This window comes from Streptomyces sp. N35 (assembly GCF_016464295.1).
Classification (GTDB): Bacteria; Actinomycetota; Actinomycetes; order Streptomycetales; family Streptomycetaceae; genus Streptomyces.
This window is the reverse complement of the sequence record NZ_JAEIMH010000032.1, coordinates 48,519-65,800: the sequence shown is the minus strand read 5'-3', so window position 1 is coordinate 65,800 and position 17,282 is coordinate 48,519. Positions and strand designations below refer to the sequence as shown.

The following is a 17,282-nucleotide window of genomic DNA, read 5'->3' as shown; positions in this document are numbered from 1 at the left end:
AGCCCGGAGCCCGCATCAGGTCCAACGATGATTCCTGGACGGTGCATCAGCAGCGCTGATGCGGCCTGATGCAGACTGTCCGACGTGGATCCCCATCTCCTGCGGACGTTCGTCGCCGTCGTCGACCAGGGCTCGTTCTCCGTCGCGGCGAGCACGCTCGGCTATACGCAGTCGGCCGTCTCCCAGCACATCGCCGCCCTCGAATCCGACCTCGGCACACCGCTGCTGACCCGCCGGCCCGTCGCCCCGACCGCGGCCGGGGCCCGGCTCATGGAGCACGCCCGCCCGCTGCTCCTGCGCCTCGACGCGGCCCGGGCGGACCTGGCCCGCCTCAACCAGGCGCCACAGCAAGGGATTTCGGTCGCCTGTACGCCGCTGTCGCACCCCGTGCTCCTTGCCGCACCCCTGCCGGGGGACCGTCCGAGCCTCAGGGTCCTGGGCCGGGACGAAGCGCTGGCGGCCGTGACCTCCGGCGAGGTCGACCTCGCCCTCGTGGACGGAGCCGCGGCCCCCAGCGATCCGCTCGCGCTCGCGGACCTCGGTCCGCTCACCACCGTGCGGGTCGCCGAGGAGCCCTTGGCGGTCGTGCTGCCCGCCCGTCACCCTCTCGCCCGCCGTCCCTCCGTACGTCTCGCGGACCTGAGCGAGGCGCACTGGATCGACGCCCCCGACACGGGAGTTCCGCTGCCCCGGCTGCGGGTGGCGGCGGGCACGGACGGGTTCCGCGCCCGTACGACGTACGAAGGCACGGACGTCCTCACCCTCGGTGCCCTGGTCCGTGCGGGCCACGGACTCACCGTGCTGCCGGACTCCACGGCGCGGCGGCTGCACGGTGTGAGCGTGACCGCGATCTCGGTGCCGCCCATCGTGCACCGGGTCGAGGTGGTGCACGGGCGGCTGCCGCGGGGAGCGGCGCGGGAGCTGGCGGAGCGGATCGGTACGGGGGGCGGCGGGGCCGCGTAGGTCACGAGCCCTGCATCTGCTCCTCGATCATCTTGGACAGGTCGGCGGTGTCCTTCGCGGGCGGCGCCGTGATCTTCTTCGCGGCGCCGAACTTCTTGAAGTCCATGCTCATCTTCAGGGCGCCCATGTCCTGCTTGATACGGACCGGCATGTTCTGGTCGTCGAGCCAGATCTCCATGGTCACCTTGTCGAAGTCCTTGCCCGCCGCGTTGGCCAGCCCCTCCGCGGCGGCGCCGAGCGAGTCCGCGGAGAACGCCGTCCTGTAGTGCGTCGTCTTCTTGCCGAGGACCGTCTCCTCGCCGACCTTCTCGATGTCCTTGGCATCCTTGATGCTGCGCAGGCCGGAGGTCGGGTCGCCGGACACGGCGACCTGTTCGGCAGCCTCCTCGCCGAGCACGGCCGACACCTCGACCTTCGCCCAGTGCTTGTTCCGCAGCGGGCCCGCGGCCTGCGGCTGCACGTTGTAGTAGTAGGCGCCGTCGACGAGGAGCGCGCGCACCTTGTCGCCCTCCACCAGAGTGCTCATCCCGGCGGCCGCGGCGTCCATCCGCACGTCGTACGCCATCTCGCCGCCCTTGCCCCAGGCGAAGGTGCCGTCCATGGCGATGGGGTCGCCCTGGCCGAGGTCCGTGCTCATCGCGACCTCGGCCGAGCCGGCCTTCTGCGTCTGGTCGGACGCCTTGGTCAGCGCACTCAGGAGCGCCGCGCCGGTGTCGACGGTCGAGCCCGCTCCGCAAGCGGTGGCGCCGGCTGCGACGACGACGAGGGCGGCCGTGGCCGCGAGGGTGCGCTTCATGAATCTCTGCCTCTGCTGGGGGTGTTCGCCGGGATCACGGCAACCCTAGGCAGGCACGGAGGGCGTACGAGCGGACATAAGACCCGGATAAGCGGGACCTGAGTCCCCAAGATCCGCGGGTCAGCCCGGTGGGTGCAGGAACTCGGTGGCCGCCTCGGCGACCGTTTCCGCGACGTGCGCGAGGGCGGGGACGTCGAGCTTCCACTGCTGCCAGTACAGGGGTACGTCCAGGTGCTTGCCCGGTGCCAGTTCGGTGAGGGCGCCCGAGCTCAGGAGCGGTGCGGCCTGGAGGTCGGGGAGCAGACCCCAGCCGAGGCCGGCGGCGACCGCGTCGCGGAATCCTTCGGACGTGGGGACGTAGTGGCGCAGCGGACCTGCGTCCGTGCGGCCGCGCGTGAGGGTGCGCACGAAGCGGTCCTGGAGCTCGTCGCGGCGGTCGTAGATCACGACCGGGGCTTCCGGCAGTCGGCGGGAGAGCGGCCCCGGCGTCAGGTGCCGTTCCCTGAACTCCGGTGTGGCCAGCGGCAGATAGCGTACGAGGCCCAGCGGCCGCACCGTGCACCCCGCCACCGGCTCCGCCGACGAGGTCACCGCCGCCATCACACGGCCCTCGCGCAGCAGCGTCGCGGAGTGCCCCTCGTCCTCGCGCAGGAGCTCGAAGCAGACCGGCGGGTCCTGCGGCACCCGGGTCAGGGCGGGCAGGAACCAGGTGGCCAGAGTGTCCGCGTTCACGACGATCGGCAGCCGGGCCGCCCCGCGCGGTCCGTCGTCCGCGGGGTCGTCCTCGAGCCCGAGGTCCAGGTGCGCCGCCTGCTCGAGGGCCGCGAGCTGCCGCGCGAAACGCACGACGACCTCACCGGACTCGGTCGGCCGCACCGGCTTCGTGCGCATCAGGAGCACCCGCCCGGTGCGCTGCTCGAGGGCCTTGATCCGCTGGCTGACCGCCGAGGGCGTCAGATGCAGGGCGGCCGCCGCGGCGTCGAAGGTGCCCTCGTCGACGGCGGCGAGGAGGGTGCGGACCAGGTCGTGGGGTAGCTCCATCGGCACGGCCGCTCCAGTCCCTTTCATGACGAGTGCTAAAGGTACGTAAGAAACTTTAGCTGTACTGAAGGCCAGGGGATCCTTAGCGTCGAAGGCATGAACAGCGGACTTCTCCCGGCGGTCGGCGCCGGCTTCGGCACCGGACTCTCCTTGATCGTCGCCATCGGCGCACAGAACGCCTTCGTGCTGCGCCAGGGTGTGCGCGGACAGGCCGTGCTCTCGGTGGTCGCCATCTGCGCCGTCTCCGACGCCCTCCTGATCGCCCTCGGAGTGGCCGGCCTCGGCGCGGTCGTCACCGCGTGGCCGGCGGCGATGACGGTCATCGGTCTGGCGGGCGGCGCGTTCCTGCTCGGCTACGGAGTCCTGGCCGCCCGCCGCGTACTGCGCCCGGTGGACGGTGCGCAGGGGCTGCGGGCGGAGGGCGCGGGCACCCGGTCGATACGGGCCGCGGTGCTCACCTGCCTGGCGCTGACCTGGCTGAACCCGCATGTCTACCTGGACACGGTGCTGCTCCTCGGCTCGGTGGCCGCGCAGCGCGGGGACCTGCGGTGGGTGTTCGGCGTCGGCGCGATGCTCGGCAGTCTGGTGTGGTTCGCGGCCCTCGGGTACGGGGCGCGGCTGCTCAGCGGCGTCCTCGCGCGGCCGACGGCCTGGCGGGTGGTGGACGGCGCGGTGGCGGTGACGATGCTGGCGCTCGGCGGGATGCTGGTGCTGCGCACGCTGTGAGCACGCACCGTCGGCCGCTGGACCCCCACGCACCGCCGGCCGCCGGACGCTAACCGTCGAACTCCCACGTCAGCACCGCGCACACCCCGTCCTGCCGCGCACCGGTCGCCCGGTACGTCGCCAGCGCCCCCTCGTTGTCCGTGTCCACCGGCACCCACATGTCGTAGCACCCCAGCTTCCGCGCCAGGGCCCCGAGTTCGGCGATGAGTGCCGTCGCGATCCCCCTGCGCCGGTACGGAGCGTCCACCCCCAGCTCGTACAGGCACATCTCCACCCCCTTGTCGGGGTGATGGATCTCGATGCCGGTGATGAAGCCGGTGGGGACGCCGTCCTCGTACGCGAGGAACATGTGGTGGCCGCCGGCCGCGAGGAAGCGGCGGGTGGCCTCCTCGCGGGGCGGGGCGTCGAAGAGGTGGGCTGCTGCTGTCACCTGGTCAGCGTCGGTGGCGCGGCGGATGTCCATTCCTCATCGGTATCACGGGAGTTGACGGACTTCGGGGTTCCGCGCAGACGCGAGCGCAGCCGGCGCCACAGCGCGCGCGGACCGCCCGCGCGGCGGATCCGGCGGCCGCCCCAGACGAGCAGGGCCAGCGCGAACAGTGCGCCGAGGGTAGGCCAGGGCACGGCCAGGAAGGAGGTCTCGCGCGTCGTCTGCGCCACCTTCGGCTCGTCGAACGCGCCCGCCTTCGCCTTCACCGTCACCCAGTCCAACTGGGGGGAGCCTGCCCACGGTTCGGTGAACTCCACCCGCTGGCCCGGCAGCAGCTCCAGTTTCATGGCGCGCGGGCGCTGGGTCAGGACGTCGCGCCCGAACAGGCCCTCGGCGGAGAGCTGGATCGTGGGGCGCAGACGGACGTTGCCGCGGTTGACCAGGACGTAGCGGACCGTGGCCTTGGCGTCCGAGACCCAGGGGATCAGGGGAGCGGCGCGGTCGACCGAGACCGACTCGATCGCAAGGTCGGGTGCGAGAGGTCCGTCGACCCGCAGATACATCCGCGCGCCGACCGAACGCCGCACGCCCACCTGGACCTTGTCCTTCTTGCGGACGCTCTCCACCTTGGTGTTCAGCGCCACGATGCCGCCGATGTGGTCACCGGGGGTGGCGTCGGCGGGCACCTTCACGCGGAACGGGATGTCCACCCGCTGGTGCGCCTCGACCGTGAGCGTGGTGTCCCGGGCGGAGTCGTTCTTGCCGAGCAGCATCCACGTGCCGACATCCTTCGGCTCGCGCTCCACCGGCAGCAGCGCGAACGCGCCGCCCTGCGGGGTGTTGATCGCGTCCGTGGCGAAGACCCGGAAGGTGAGGGCCTCGTCGGAGGTGTTGGCGATGGTGACGCTGTCCTCGATCTCGCCGCCCGGGTCCGCCTCGTGCGCGAAGTACTCGCGGGTGCGCTTGTCGGAACCCTCCGGTGGCGTGGGGAAGACCGCCCAGGTGCCGTTGTCCGCCGCGCGGGCGGCGGGCGGCGGGCCGGTGAGGGTGATGAGCAGGCCGACCACTGCGGCCACGATCAACGCGTACGGTCTGGGCATGCCTGCTCCAAGAGGCCGAATTCGTACGGGAGTCGGTGCAGGGCGCGCCCCGAGGTGACCGAGCCGGGGGCGCACCCTGCACCTTGTGCCGGTTACGCCATGGAGAACGTGACGACCGACTGATAGGCGTCCGCGAACATGAACGGCGGAAGCTTCAGCGAGGCACCGCCGCCGACCGCGAACTCGCCACCGGTCAGCTCCTCACCGCCGGGCGCCTGGGAGGCGACCTGCTTCGGTGTGTCCGTGATCGCGCCGGCCGCGCCCACGACGCACGGGCTCGGGCTGTCCGGGTTGGTCACGGCGCAGGTCGGCGCAATGGAGAGCGCCGCCGTGTTCATCGCGTGCCCGGTGGCCGTGTTGAGGAACGGTGTCCTCGTCACGGTCACGTCCCAGCCGAGGCTGCCACCGCGGAAGTCCTGTACGGCGGCGGCGTTGAAGGTGCCCGTCACCGTCTGGGACTTGCCGTTGATGGTGACCGAGCCCAGGTCGAGCGTGGGCAGACCGCCCGCGGGTCCGATCGCCAGGGCGCCCGGAAGCACCTCGATGTCCACGGGGTGCGGCACGCCCTCGATGGGCGTGACCCAGACGAAGGCCTTGCCCGGGGCGGAGCCGATCCGGATGCTGTCCGCCTTCGTGGTGACCGTGAGCGAACAGGTCGCGTTACCGCCCGCGTCCGCCGTTCCGGTACCGGTGTCGGTGTCCACACCGGCCAGGGACGCGGTACAAGTCACCGGCCCTGGAGCGAAGTTGACACCCGTCGCCGTCACGGCCGTCCCCGGACCACCGTTGTTCGGGGTCAGCTTGGTCGTGGTCGGCACGGTCGGCACCGGGATCTGGTTGGTGACCACCGCGACCTTGGGCGCGTTCGCCGTACACACGGTGTCCTGTGCGCCGAGCGGCGGGTTGGTGATCGTCGTGACGGTCTTCGACGAGTCGACCAGCCACTTGATCGCGCCCGGGCTCGCACTCGCCGGGATCGTGATCGGCGCGTTGTTGGTCCAGGGCGCGATCGACGGCTCCCCGTTCGCGGGGACCGTCTGCGGCGGCTGTACGTCGCCGGTGACCGTGACCTTGGTGCCGCCCGGTATCCCCGCGTTCTCCAGCTCGAAGGTGACCGACGGGGTCATCGTCAGGGTCAGCTGCAAGGGCACCGTCACGCCGGTCGGCGAGGGTGTCACCTTGACCGAACCGGCCGGCAGGACATCGCCCGGCTGTACCTCGTCCGGCACCTCCACCGTGTACGTGGAGTTCATGTCGCGCGGGTTCGGCGACGGAGAGCCCGGTGGCAGCTGGCAGTGCATGCTGGCCGTGGCGGTGCCCGTCACGGCGCTCGCGGGGGCCGCGAGCCCCACGACTCCCGCCCCCACGGCTAGGGCCAGCGCTCCCACGCAGGCCAGACTTCGCTTACGGGTCGTTCTCACTGGGTGGTGCCCCCTTGGGTCGTGATCCTCGTATGAGATACGGCAGTTGGGCAGCCGTAAGTGATCACAGGAGGTGTCGGCCCAAGGCGTTGAGTGCTTACATGGGACCGGCACTCCTGTGCCGACGGACCGGCCACCCTTGACCTGTTGGCGCGGGAAAGGGTGGCCGGTTTCGTATGTGGTGCGGCTCGTTGCTCATGGCTGTGGTGCGGTGGTCGCATTAGCGCGCCAGGTGCCGGAGATGTCAATGACATGTGAAGGTTGCCGCAGACCGCGTTTGACGGTCCGTCAGGTGTGAAAGCGCTCCCATTCTGATATGCCCCCTATGTCCGCAGTAAGGTGCGCTTTAGGTGGCCCGTTACCGAAGGAGCGCCACGTACTGCGTCTGCGGTACGCCGCGCACGTCTCCTACCTCCGGGGGAGGCTCGGGGTCTCCGTCCGGCGGGGGCCGCGGTTGTCACAGCGTCCGCTTACGCTCGTAGGCATGGATCTTCGACTGCCCGGGCTGAAGCGTGCCCGCACACGCCCCCGACGGCTCGCCGCCGCGGGGGCTGCGCTCGCCGTGCTCGTGGGCGCCGGCACCTGGACCGCCGTGGCGACCGCCGACGACAAGCCCGCCGTGCACCGCGCGGACGCGCTGCTGCAGATGGACGGCGCGCGGATCGACACCTCGTACTTCACGGCGGGCAGCAGCGACACCAAACGCCCCGCCGTTCTGATCGGACACGGCTTCGGCGGCAGCAAGAAGGATGTCCGGGCGCAGGCCGAGCGGCTCGCCGAGCGCGGCTATGCGGTGCTCACGTGGTCGGCGCGCGGCTTCGGCAAGTCCACCGGCAAGATCGGTCTCAACGATCCGGAGGCCGAGGTCGCCGACGTCACCAGGATGATCGACTGGCTGGCGAAGCGCCCCGAGGTCCAGCTCGACAAGAGCGGCGACCCTCGCGTGGGTGTGACCGGCGCCTCGTACGGCGGGGCGGTCTCGCTCCTTGCCGCCGGGCACGACGAGCGGGTGGACGCGATCGCGCCGCTCATCACGTACTGGAACCTTTCGGACGCCCTGTTCCCGAACGGGGTCTTCAAGAAGCTGTGGGCCGGGATGTTCCTGTCCACCGGCGGGGGCTGCGACCGGTTCGAGCAGCGGATCTGTGAGATGTACAACCGGGTCGCGGTCGCCGGGAAGCCCGACGCGAAGGCGAAGCAGCTCCTCGAGGAGCGCAGCCCGTCCGCGGTCGGGAACAGGATCAAGGTGCCCGCGCTGATCCTTCAGGGCCAGACCGACTCCCTCTTCCCGCTCGGGCAGGCCGACGAGATGGCGAAGGCCATAGGGGACAACGGGGGCCCGGTCGCCGTCGACTGGATCGCCGGCGGCCATGACGGCGGCGACATGGAGGGCGCCCGGGCCGACGGCCGGGCGGCCGGCTGGTTCGACCGCTACCTCAAGCGGGACAAGGGCGCCGACACCGGTCCCGCGTTCCGGGTGACCCGTACCGGGGGAGTGGACTCCACCGACGGACGGGCGCAGCTCAGGGGCGCGACCGACGGGCAGTACCCGGGGCTCGACAGCGGCATGAAGACCGTCGAGCTGACCAAGGGCACCAAGTCCCTGGACAATCCGGCGGGTTCGAGCCCGCCCGCGATCTCCACGGTGCCCGGCCTCGGCGGCGGCCTCTCCCAGCTGTCCTCGCTCGGGCTCGGCGGGCTCTCGCTCGACTTCCCCGGCCAGTTCGCCGCCTTCGACTCGGCGCCGCTCGGCAAGGACCTGCAGATCACCGGCTCGCCCACCGCGAAGGTACGGGTGCAGTCCGACTCCGGCGAGGCGGTGCTCTTCGCGAAGGTGTACGACGTGGGGCCGGACGGACAGCAGCAGGTGCTGCCCTCCCAGCTGGTCTCGCCGATCCGGGTCACCGACGCCGAGGACGGCCGCGAGGTCGACCTCACGCTGCCCGCGATCGACCACGAGGTGCAGTCCGGGCACAAGCTGCGCCTCGCCCTCTCCTCCACCGACCTCGGCTACGCCTCTCCCGTCGAGCCCGCCACGTACAAGGTGACGCTGCTCGACGACCTGAGCGTGCCCACGGCGCCCGGTGTGAAGACCGCCGCCGCGCCGCTCCCCGCCTGGGTCTGGGCGCTGCCGCTGGTGGGCGTGGTGCTCGCGGCCGGACTGCTCTTCACCGCACGCCGCCGGGTGGCGGCTCCGCCCGCCGACCCCGCACTCGCCGAAGTGCCGCTCCAGATCACGGACTTGAGCAAGAAGTACGGCAAGTCCGAACGCTACTCCGTACGGGACCTCGGCTTCCGCGTCGAGAAGGGCCAGGTCCTCGGGCTGCTCGGACCGAACGGTGCGGGCAAGACCACCACCCTGCGCATGCTCATGGGCCTGATCACCCCCGACGCCGGAGAGATCCGGGTCTTCGGGCACGCGATCCGGCCGGGCGCCCCGGTGCTGTCCCGGGTGGGCGCGTTCGTCGAGGGCGCGGGCTTCCTGCCGCATCTGAGCGGGCGCGAGAACCTGGAGCTGTACTGGGCCGCGACCGGCCGTCCGGCCGAAGACGCCCGTATCGAGGACGCGTTGGAGATCGCCGGCCTCGGCGACGCCCTCGCGCGCGCCGTGCGCACGTACTCGCAGGGCATGCGCCAGCGCCTCGCCATCGCCCAGGCCATGCTCGGCCTGCCGGACCTGCTGATCCTCGACGAGCCCACCAACGGACTCGACCCGCCGCAGATCCGCGAGATGCGCGAGGTGATGATCCGGTACGCGGCCGCCGGGCGCACCGTGATCGTCTCCAGCCATCTGCTCTCCGAGGTCGAGCAGTCCTGTACGCATCTGGTCGTCATGGACCGGGGACAGCTCGTGCAGGCCGGCCCCGTCGCCGAGATCGTCGGCTCGGGCGAGACGCTCCTCGTGTCCACGGCCGAGCCCGTGCCGGAGGCCGTCGCCGAGAAGATCGACTCTCTGCCCGGCATCGGCTCCGCGGCGATCGCGGAGAGCGGTCTGCTCGTACGCCTCGACGGCGCGAGCGTGACCGACCTGCTCGCCGAACTCCTGCGCCTCGAAGTACCGGTGACCGGTGTCGGACCGCACCGCCGCCTCGAGGACGCGTTCCTGAACCTGATCGGAGGCTCGGCATGAGCACTGAGGTGAAGCCGGCCGAGGCCGCGCCCGGCTACCGCGCCCGGCGCACCCTGCCCTTCCGGGTGGAGGCGCTGCGCCAGCTCAAGCGGCGCCGGACCCTGGTGATGGCCGGGATCCTGACGATTCTGCCGTTCATCCTGGTCGCGGCCTTCGCGATCGGCGGCACCCCCGACGGGAACGCCGAGCGCGGCCCGACGCTGATGCAGACGGCCACCGAATCGGGCGTGAACTTCGCGGCCACCTGCCTGTTCGTCTCGGCCGGATTCCTGCTCGTGGTGCCCGTCGCCCTCTTCCACGGCGACACCGTGGCCTCCGAGGCCAGCTGGTCCTCGCTGCGCTATCTGCTCGCCGCGCCCGTGCCGCGCGCCCGGCTCCTGTGGAGCAAGCTCGCCGTGGCGCTCACGTTCAGTGCGGCGGCGATGCTGCTGCTTCCCCTGGTCGCACTCGTCGTGGGCACGGCGGCGTACGGCTGGGGGCCCCTGCAACTGCCCACCGGCGGCGGGATCGGGGCGGGGGAGTCGGCCGGACGGCTCCTGATCGTGGTCGTCTACGTCTTCCTGTCCCAACTGGTCACCGCGGGCCTCGCGTTCTGGCTCTCCGTGAAGACCGACGCACCGCTCGGCGCGGTCGGCGGCGCGGTGGGCCTGACCATCGTCGGCAATGTCCTCGACGCGGTCACCGCACTGGGCAACTGGCGCGATGTGCTGCCCGCGCACTGGCAGTTCGCGTGGATCGACGCGCTGCAGCCCAAGCTGGAGTGGGGCGGGATGCTCCAGGGCGCGGCGGTGTCGGTCACGTACGCCGTGGTCCTGATCGCGCTCGCGTTCCGCGCGTTCTCGCGCAAGGACATCGTGTCCTGAGCGGCGCTGCTTGCGGTGGGGTCAGCTGGTCGCGTACGCGGTGAAGGCGGCCCAGGTCTCGGGGGTGACCGTGAGGGTGTCGCCCTCGGGGCGCTTGGAGTCGCGGATGTGGATGGCGGCGGGGTGGGTGGCGATCTCCAGGCACTCGCCGCCATCGCTGCCGCTGTAGGTGGACTTGCGCCAGTCGTAGGCGACTTCGAGGCAGTCGCCGCCTTCGCTACCGCTGTAGCTCGACTTGAACCAGTTCAATGCGGTGCCCATCGCTCTCCTAGCAGCCGGTCCAGCAGGCCTTTCGAATCCGCTGGGGAGAGGGCCTGCGATCGCAGCATCGCATATTTGCGCGCCAGGATGGACACTTCATCAGGCTCGGAGACCCACTGGCTGCCGCGCTGGGTCTCGGTGTAGGCGAGGTGCTGGTGTTCGGGCGTCTCCAGCAAGGTGAAGGGGCCGTCGAGGCCGGCGTGAGCTGGGGCGTCGAGCGGCAGGAACTGCAGTGTGAGGCCAGGCAGTTCGGTAATCGTGCACAGATGGCGCACCTGTTCGTCCCGCACCTGCTCATCGCAGAACGCCATACGCAGCGCGGGCTCCCAGACTACGAAGCTGATCGTCGGTGGCACCCTGCGATGCAGGATGTCCTGGCGTCCGACGCGGGCGGCCACCTTTGTTTCGACCTCGTCCAAGTCGTAAGCAGGGACTCGGTTTTGCAGCACCGCCCGGGCGTATCCGGGCGTCTGTAGAAGTCCTGGGATGGCTAGCGCGTCGTACTTGGAGAGCGCGAGAGCGTCGCGCTCATGCTCGATATACGACTCCGCCCACAGCGGGAACTGGTCGATCTCCGGCATGTTGGCCACGGCGACAGCCAGCGCTCCCTGGCTACCCAGCACCTGATCCAGCGCCTCCGCCAGATCCGGCAACAGCGGCCGAACCCCCTGCTCGATGGAGGCGATCGTCACCTCCGCGACCACCAGCCGCGCCGACAGCTCCCGTTGCGTCAGACCGGCGTTCCTGCGGAACTGCGCCACCAGCGCGCCGACCATCCGCATCGCCGACGCGTTCTTCCGGGGGCGCTTCCTGACAGCCATGTCCGTCAATTCCCCCACCGTCCCCTGCTCGACCCGGCCCGAGGTCATACAGCTCACGGGTATGAGCCGACTGACTGTTCCACGATAGTCACGCTCCGCAACCCTCGTCCCATGAACGAAGAACCCCAACTCCCCCTCGTGCGCCAGAAGTTCCTCCGCCGGGAACGCCAGTCCATCCCCGTCGCCAGGCACTTCGCCCGCGACGCGCTCGCCGACTGGGGCTGGCCCGCCCCGGACGACCCCTTGCTCTGTGTGAGCGAACTCGCCACCAACGCGCTGCTGCACGGGGTGCCGCCGGGGCGGGGGTTCCTGCTGCGGATGGCCCGCGACGCCGACGTACTCCGTATCGAGGTGCACGACAGCGGTGCCGGGGACCCGAGAATCCCCGAGACCGCCGACGAGGCCGGCCGCGGCCTGCGCATCGTGGACGTGCTGGCCGACAAGTGGGGCGTGGGGGAGCGGGATCCCGGCAAGACGGTGTGGTGCGAGTTCGCGGCGTCAGACGAGCGGCGAACCCGCGGTGACCGGACTCCGGGGGCGGACGTGATGGTTCCGCGACTGGGGTGACCGGTCCGTTCCCGGGGTGTGACCGGGTCGGGATCTTCGTTATCGGCCCGCGACCGACGTTGCCGCATCGCAACTCTTCCGCAATAGGCCGGACCGCACATTCCTGAAGTCCCCTGCGTCACAGTCACAAGACCGATGACCGAGGGGGCACTTGATGCGAGGCACAGGAGTACGGTCCGGGGCGCTCGCCCTGGCGATGGCCGGGGCGCTGCTCGCCACCGGCTGCGGTGCCGGGGGCGGCAGCGACGGCAACCGGGCGAGCGAGGGCGGCGGCAAGGCGGACAGCGCGCCGATGCCCGCGCCGGACCAGCCGCGAGGAACCGAGGGGGCCGAGGGGGCGCAGAAGGACAGCGAGGGCCGGGAGATCGCACCCGAACCCGATTTCCTCTCCACGTTCGCGCTCGATGTGGACACGGCCTCGTACGGCTACGCGCGCCGCTCGCTCGAAGAGGGCCGGCTGCCCGACCCGGCGAACGTCCGTCCCGAGGAGTTCGTCAACAGCTTCCGGCAGGACTACGAACGGCCCGACGGCGACGGCTTCTCCGTGAGCGTCGACGGCGCCCGCACCCAGGACCCCGACTGGTCCCTGCTGCGGGTCGGCCTGGCCACCCGTGGCGGCGACGGCGAGCGGCGCCCGCCCGCGGCCCTCACCTTCGTCGTGGACATCTCGGGGTCCATGTCCGAGCCCGGCCGGCTCGATCTTGTACGGGACTCCCTCGACCTCATGACGGACCGGCTGCGCTCCGACGACTCGGTGGCCATCGTGACCTTCAGCGACGAGGCCGACACCGTCCTGGAGATGACCCGGATCGGCGGCAACAAGGACCGCATCCACGACGTGATCGACGACCTGGAGCCCACCGACTCGACCAATGTCGCGGCCGGTGTGGAGGAGGGCTACGACACCGCCGTGGACGGCAAGGTCCCCGGCTCCACCAACCGCGTCGTGCTGCTCTCCGACGCGCTCGCCAACGTCGGCGAGACGGACGCCGACGGGATCCTGGAGCGCATCGAGGACGAGCGCAAGGAGCACGGCATCACGCTGTTCGGGGTCGGGGTGGGCAGCGAGTACGGCGATCAGCTGATGGAGCGGCTCACCAACAAGGGCGACGGGCACACCACATACGTCTCGAGCCTCGACGAGGCCGAGAAGGTCTTCTGCGACGACCTGCCCGCCCATATCGAGCTGCGCGCCCGCGATGCCAAGGCGCAGGTGGCCTTCGACCCGCAGACGGTCAAGCAGTTCAAGCTGATCGGCTACGAGAACCGCGAGGTCGCCGACGAGGACTTCCGCGACGACCGCGTGGACGGCGGCGAGGTCGGTCCGGGGCACACCGTCACGGCGCTCTACGCGGTCAAGCTGCGCGACGGCGCCGACAGCGGCCATGTCGCCACCGCCAGCGTCCGCTGGCTCGACCCCGACAGCCGCTCCCCGTCCGAGGAGTCCGAGCAGATCGAGGCCTCCGCGCTGAACAAGCCCCTGTGGGGCGCAGGCGCCGACGATTCGCTCCAAGTCGCCGCCGTGGCCGGGTACTTCGCGGACGGACTGCGGACCGAGTCGGGCTACCGGCCGTGCGAGTCGGAGACCGAGTGCACCGAGGACGACACGGCGCCGAAGTCGGGCGGCTCCCTGCCCGGCGCGCCGTCGCTGCCGGAACTCCGCCGCGAGGCGCAGCAGTTGGCCACCTCGACGGGTGACGCCGCGGTACGGGACCTCGCGACCTCTCTCGAGCAGGCCTGCCGCCTTCTGGGCCTGGCGCCCGCGCCGGACCGGGACGGTGACGGGGGCGGGGAGCCGGAGGGGGAGCTGTAGGCGGTGGGCGGGGTGCGGAGGGCGCAGGGCCCTCCGCACCGCCCAAGTGCCTTAAAGGAGCGAGTAGAGGAGCTTGTTCGGGGAGCCCGTGCGCGGGTCCTGGACCTTGCCGTTGGTCGCCCCGTTCACCAGCGCGTCCCGAACCTGCGCGGGCGCGGCGCCCGGGTTGTTGGCCAGGTAGAGGGCCGCGACACCGGCCGTGTGCGGCGCCGCCATCGACGTACCGCTGATGGTGTTGGTCGCGGTGTCGTTGGTGATCCAGGCCGAGGTGACGCTCACGCCGGGCGCGAACAGGTCGAGGCAGGTGCCGTAGTTGGAGAACGACGCCCGCCGGTCGTTGCGGTCGGTCGCGCCCACCGTGATCGCCTCGGGGACCCGGGCCGGCGAGGAGTTGCAGGCGTTCTGCGGCCAGCCGAGGAAGTTGCCGTTGCCGGCCGCGAGCGAGTAGGTGACACCGGAGGCGATGGAGCGCTTCACGGCGTTGTCGAGCGAGGTGTTGGCACCGCCGCCCAGGCTCATGTTGGCGACGGCCGGCTTGACGGCGTTGGCGGTCACCCAGTCGACGCCCGCGATCACCCCGGCGGTGGTGCCGGAGCCGTTGCAGTCGAGGACGCGTACGCCGACGAGCTTGACGCCCTTGGCGACTCCGTAGTTCTTGCCGCCCACGGTGCCGGCCACATGCGTGCCGTGCCCGTTGCAGTCCTGGCCGTTCTGACCGCCGCCGACGGTGTCGGTGCCGATGCTCGCGCGCCCGCCGAAGTCGCTGTGCGAGGTGCGGATGCCGGTGTCGATGATGTACGCCGTCACATTGGACGCGTTGGTGTTGTACGTGTACGTCGTGGAGAGCGGGAGGTCCCGCTGGTCTATTCGGTCGATGCCCCAGGTGGCGTTCGGCTGGGTCTCGCTGATGGAGACCCGCGCGTTCTGCTCGACGTAGGCGACATCGGGGTCCGCGGCGAGCTCCTTGGCCTCGGCCTTGGAGAGCTTCGCGGCGAAGCCCTTCACCGCGCTGCCGTAGACATGCGTGAGGCTGCCGTCGTACTCGCCGGTCAGCGAGCGGGCGGCGGAAGCGGTCTCGGCGCGGGACGCGGAGCCGTCCTTGAGGACGACGATCCAGCTGCCGTCGACGGCCGACGACTCCGGCGCGTACCGGACTTCGCCCGCGGCGGGCGCGGAGTGGGCGGGGGAGCCGGCGAACTGGATGCCGGCGGCGAGCAGGACCGGCACGAACAGCGCGCCGAGTCTGCGGGAGGACGAACCCATGAGTGGAGCACCTGACCTTTCGTTGACCGACCGGTCCGCACACCCGCGCGAAGGCGGGGTGTACGGCCCAGGTGGGGAACGGGCAATGAGGTGTGCGCGGTGCGTGACGGCGTCCCCTGGGCGGTACGAGGGGTGCCGTGAAACATCATGGCGTGGCGCTGTGCATGCCAAACCTGTGCCTGCGGTGAGGGATTGTGCGGATCCGGTCAGGGCCGGCCGCACAACTCCCGTACAGCTTGGGCGGGATCGGTCGGGAAGCGGAAGCCCGTGCGCTGGAATGAGCCGGTGAGATTGGCGAGAAACCGGTGGGTGGTGAGCGGTGCCTGAGTGGCGGCCCGGAGTTCGGCGAGCGCTCCGCAGCTGAGGGCGTGACGGGCGTCGCGGACCTGCAACGGGTCCACCGCGGACGGGAGTTCACTGGCTTCCCCCGTGCCGCGGTCGGCGATCACCCATGCGTCCGGCAGATGCTTGTCGTGCCCGACCCGTCCGCCCTGGACCTGCCGGGAGTGCGCGGCCAGCGGGTACGCCAGACCGATCGGGTCGAGGGCCGCACCGTCCAGCGGGACCGAGGTGCCGTTGTGGCCGAGCACCGGGTAGACACCGGTCACGGTGGGAGCCCCGGCCGTGAGCCGCACGGGCCCGGGGAACAGCAGCGCCGGCGGTTTTGCGGTGCGCGCCGCACGGCCGTAGCGGGCGTGCCAGTCGGCGCCCGCGAACGTGTGGTGCAGCGGATGCGGATCGGCGTTCTGCACCACGTACACCCCGCGTTCGTCCGCGATGCCGCCCGGACCGACCCGCCCCTCGTAATCGATCCGCAGCACACTCGCGCACACCGCCGCCCACACCGCGACCCCCACCGAGGCCAGCGCGGCCGCGCGGCTCGCGGGGGCGAGGAAGACCGGAAGCAGCATCAGGAACAGGCCGGGAAGCAGCATCCGGCCGTGCATGAAGTCCCCGCCGACCTTGATCACATACACCCAGCACAGAACACCGGCGAGGACCGGCGCGAGCACCGGCACCCACGGCACCCGCACCGCGGTACGCGCCGGCAGCACCGCCGCGAGCACGAACAGCGCGGGCACCCACAGCAGATACGGTCCTGCAAAGTCGCCGAGATACGTGAACCCGCGCGCCCACAGGCTCTGCGAGGCTTCCTTGGTGACGGCCGGCAGCGGCACGAGGTGCCCGTAATAGCCCGCACGGAAGATCTCGTACGCCGCCGGGAGCGCGAGCGCCGCCCCAAGACCGGCCAGGGTGCGCCGCCTTCCCGGTCGCACGAGCAGCCACTGGGCGCCGAGGAACACCGCCGACACCAGGCCCAAGTCCGGTCTGACCAGCGGCCCGAGGCCGAGCACCACCGACGTCCACACCGAGGCGGGCCGGGTCACCAGGAGCAGCCAGCCGCCCGCGAGCCAGCACGTGGCGAGCCCCGTCTCCAGACCGGAGGTGGCGAAGTCCCACACCGGGGGCAGCGCGAGCAGCAGGGGCGCGCCCAGCGGCAGCGTCGCCGAACTCCCGTACAGCCGCAGGCAGCCGTACGCGGCGAGCGCGAAACCGGCGGCGGTCAGGAGCAGCCCGCCGTAGACGGCCGCCTGCGCGAGGTCCACGCCGGTCACTCCCGCCGCGGCGAGCAGCCACTGCCAGAGCGTGCCGGTGGAGGCCTCGGCGCGTTCGCCGGGATTGAACACCGGGCCGTTGCCCGCCAGGATCTGCCGGACCGTGCGGACATAGATGAGGGCGTCGTCGGACATCCAGCGCCGCTGGAACCCGGCGACCAGGATCACCAGCGCGGGCAGCGCGATCAGTGCCGCCCGCAGCCCGCGCCGGGGCCGGGCTCCGTCCTCGGTGAACTCCACCGTGTGGGTGGGTGCGTACGTCGTGGCCATGCTCCGACCCTCACCCGGGGCGGGCCCCGGGCGGCGCGGGCGCGCCGGAGGTGTGGGCCTGACGGGTGCACGCGATGCCCCCTGTCGGAGGCATTGATTTCGCGTTACGCATCGGTAAGTTGACCCATGCGTAAAGAACTTGGCACCTCCCGGGCAAGGCGCTCGACTCTTCCCGGGCTAGGCGCTCGGCGCACCTGCGTA

The 17,282-nt window shown here is 71.2% G+C and carries 15 protein-coding genes; 6 read left to right on the top strand and 9 right to left on the bottom strand.

Translation table 11 applies throughout. The features are described from left to right. The first annotated feature begins 84 nt into the window (after positions 1–84). Positions 85–963: a LysR family transcriptional regulator gene (locus tag JAO81_RS19300; protein WP_199549121.1), complete on the top strand. Its 879-nt coding sequence runs from the start codon at positions 85–87 to the stop codon at positions 961–963. Position 964: 1 nt separating this feature from the next. Here the strand turns inward: JAO81_RS19300 and JAO81_RS19295 are convergent, their stop codons facing one another. Together JAO81_RS19295 and JAO81_RS19290 are read right to left on the bottom strand one after the other, a co-directional pair. Next, positions 965–1,759 carry a hypothetical protein gene (locus JAO81_RS19295; RefSeq protein ID WP_199549120.1) on the bottom strand — a complete coding sequence of 265 codons (795 nt, stop codon included), beginning with the start codon at positions 1,757–1,759 and terminating at the stop codon, positions 965–967. 120 nt (positions 1,760–1,879) lie between these two features. Continuing rightward, the gene (locus tag JAO81_RS19290) at positions 1,880–2,800 is read right to left on the bottom strand and encodes a LysR family transcriptional regulator ArgP (RefSeq protein ID WP_199549119.1); all 921 of its coding nucleotides are present in this window, start codon (positions 2,798–2,800) and stop codon (positions 1,880–1,882) included. Positions 2,801–2,896: 96 nt separating this feature from the next. On the opposite strand from JAO81_RS19290, the gene JAO81_RS19285 reads away from it, so the two are divergent. Beyond that, complete coding sequence (locus tag JAO81_RS19285) at positions 2,897–3,526, top strand: LysE/ArgO family amino acid transporter (RefSeq protein ID WP_199549118.1); 630 nt, start codon at positions 2,897–2,899, stop codon at positions 3,524–3,526. Positions 3,527–3,575: 49 nt separating this feature from the next. Here the strand turns inward: JAO81_RS19285 and JAO81_RS19280 are convergent, their stop codons facing one another. The 3 genes from JAO81_RS19280 to JAO81_RS19270 form a co-directional block, all read right to left on the bottom strand. After that, positions 3,576–3,989: a GNAT family N-acetyltransferase gene (locus tag JAO81_RS19280; protein WP_199549117.1), complete on the bottom strand. Its 414-nt coding sequence runs from the start codon at positions 3,987–3,989 to the stop codon at positions 3,576–3,578. Continuing rightward, a complete protein-coding gene (locus tag JAO81_RS19275; protein ID WP_199549116.1) occupies positions 3,953–5,056 on the bottom strand; it encodes a WxL protein peptidoglycan domain-containing protein in 1,104 nt (367 codons plus the stop codon). The genes JAO81_RS19280 and JAO81_RS19275 overlap by 37 nt, the downstream gene beginning before the upstream one ends. Before the next feature lie 92 nt (positions 5,057–5,148). Next, entirely contained in the window at positions 5,149–6,309 is a 1,161-nt protein-coding gene (locus JAO81_RS19270) for a WxL domain-containing protein (protein ID WP_233415593.1), read from the bottom strand. A 652-nt stretch (positions 6,310–6,961) separates the two neighbouring features. Here JAO81_RS19270 and JAO81_RS19265 point away from each other — a divergent pair. Both JAO81_RS19265 and JAO81_RS19260 read left to right on the top strand, forming a co-directional pair. Next, entirely contained in the window at positions 6,962–9,607 is a 2,646-nt protein-coding gene (locus tag JAO81_RS19265; protein WP_199549115.1) for an alpha/beta fold hydrolase, read from the top strand. Continuing rightward, the gene (locus JAO81_RS19260) at positions 9,604–10,470 is read left to right on the top strand and encodes an ABC transporter permease (RefSeq protein ID WP_199549114.1); all 867 of its coding nucleotides are present in this window, start codon (positions 9,604–9,606) and stop codon (positions 10,468–10,470) included. The genes JAO81_RS19265 and JAO81_RS19260 overlap by 4 nt, the downstream gene beginning before the upstream one ends. 21 nt (positions 10,471–10,491) lie before the next feature. On the opposite strand, the gene JAO81_RS19255 is transcribed toward JAO81_RS19260, so the two are convergent. Next, positions 10,492–10,731: a DUF397 domain-containing protein gene (locus JAO81_RS19255; protein ID WP_199549113.1), complete on the bottom strand. Its 240-nt coding sequence runs from the start codon at positions 10,729–10,731 to the stop codon at positions 10,492–10,494. Further along, the gene (locus JAO81_RS19250) at positions 10,716–11,552 is read right to left on the bottom strand and encodes a helix-turn-helix transcriptional regulator (protein ID WP_199549112.1); all 837 of its coding nucleotides are present in this window, start codon (positions 11,550–11,552) and stop codon (positions 10,716–10,718) included. Before JAO81_RS19250 ends, JAO81_RS19255 begins: the two co-directional genes overlap by 16 nt. Before the next feature lie 111 nt (positions 11,553–11,663). On the opposite strand from JAO81_RS19250, the gene JAO81_RS19245 reads away from it, so the two are divergent. Next, positions 11,664–12,119, top strand: a complete 456-nt coding sequence (locus JAO81_RS19245) for an ATP-binding protein (RefSeq protein ID WP_199549111.1) — start codon at positions 11,664–11,666, stop codon at positions 12,117–12,119. Between the two features lie 154 nt (positions 12,120–12,273). Continuing rightward, the gene (locus JAO81_RS19240) at positions 12,274–13,932 is read left to right on the top strand and encodes a VWA domain-containing protein (protein ID WP_199549110.1); all 1,659 of its coding nucleotides are present in this window, start codon (positions 12,274–12,276) and stop codon (positions 13,930–13,932) included. Positions 13,933–13,983: 51 nt separating this feature from the next. Here the strand turns inward: JAO81_RS19240 and JAO81_RS19235 are convergent, their stop codons facing one another. Both JAO81_RS19235 and JAO81_RS19230 read right to left on the bottom strand, forming a co-directional pair. Continuing rightward, the gene (locus tag JAO81_RS19235) at positions 13,984–15,195 is read right to left on the bottom strand and encodes a S8 family peptidase (protein WP_199549109.1); all 1,212 of its coding nucleotides are present in this window, start codon (positions 15,193–15,195) and stop codon (positions 13,984–13,986) included. Between the two features lie 206 nt (positions 15,196–15,401). Next, complete coding sequence (locus JAO81_RS19230; protein ID WP_199549108.1) at positions 15,402–17,081, bottom strand: hypothetical protein; 1,680 nt, start codon at positions 17,079–17,081, stop codon at positions 15,402–15,404. Positions 17,082–17,282: the final 201 nt, after the last annotated feature.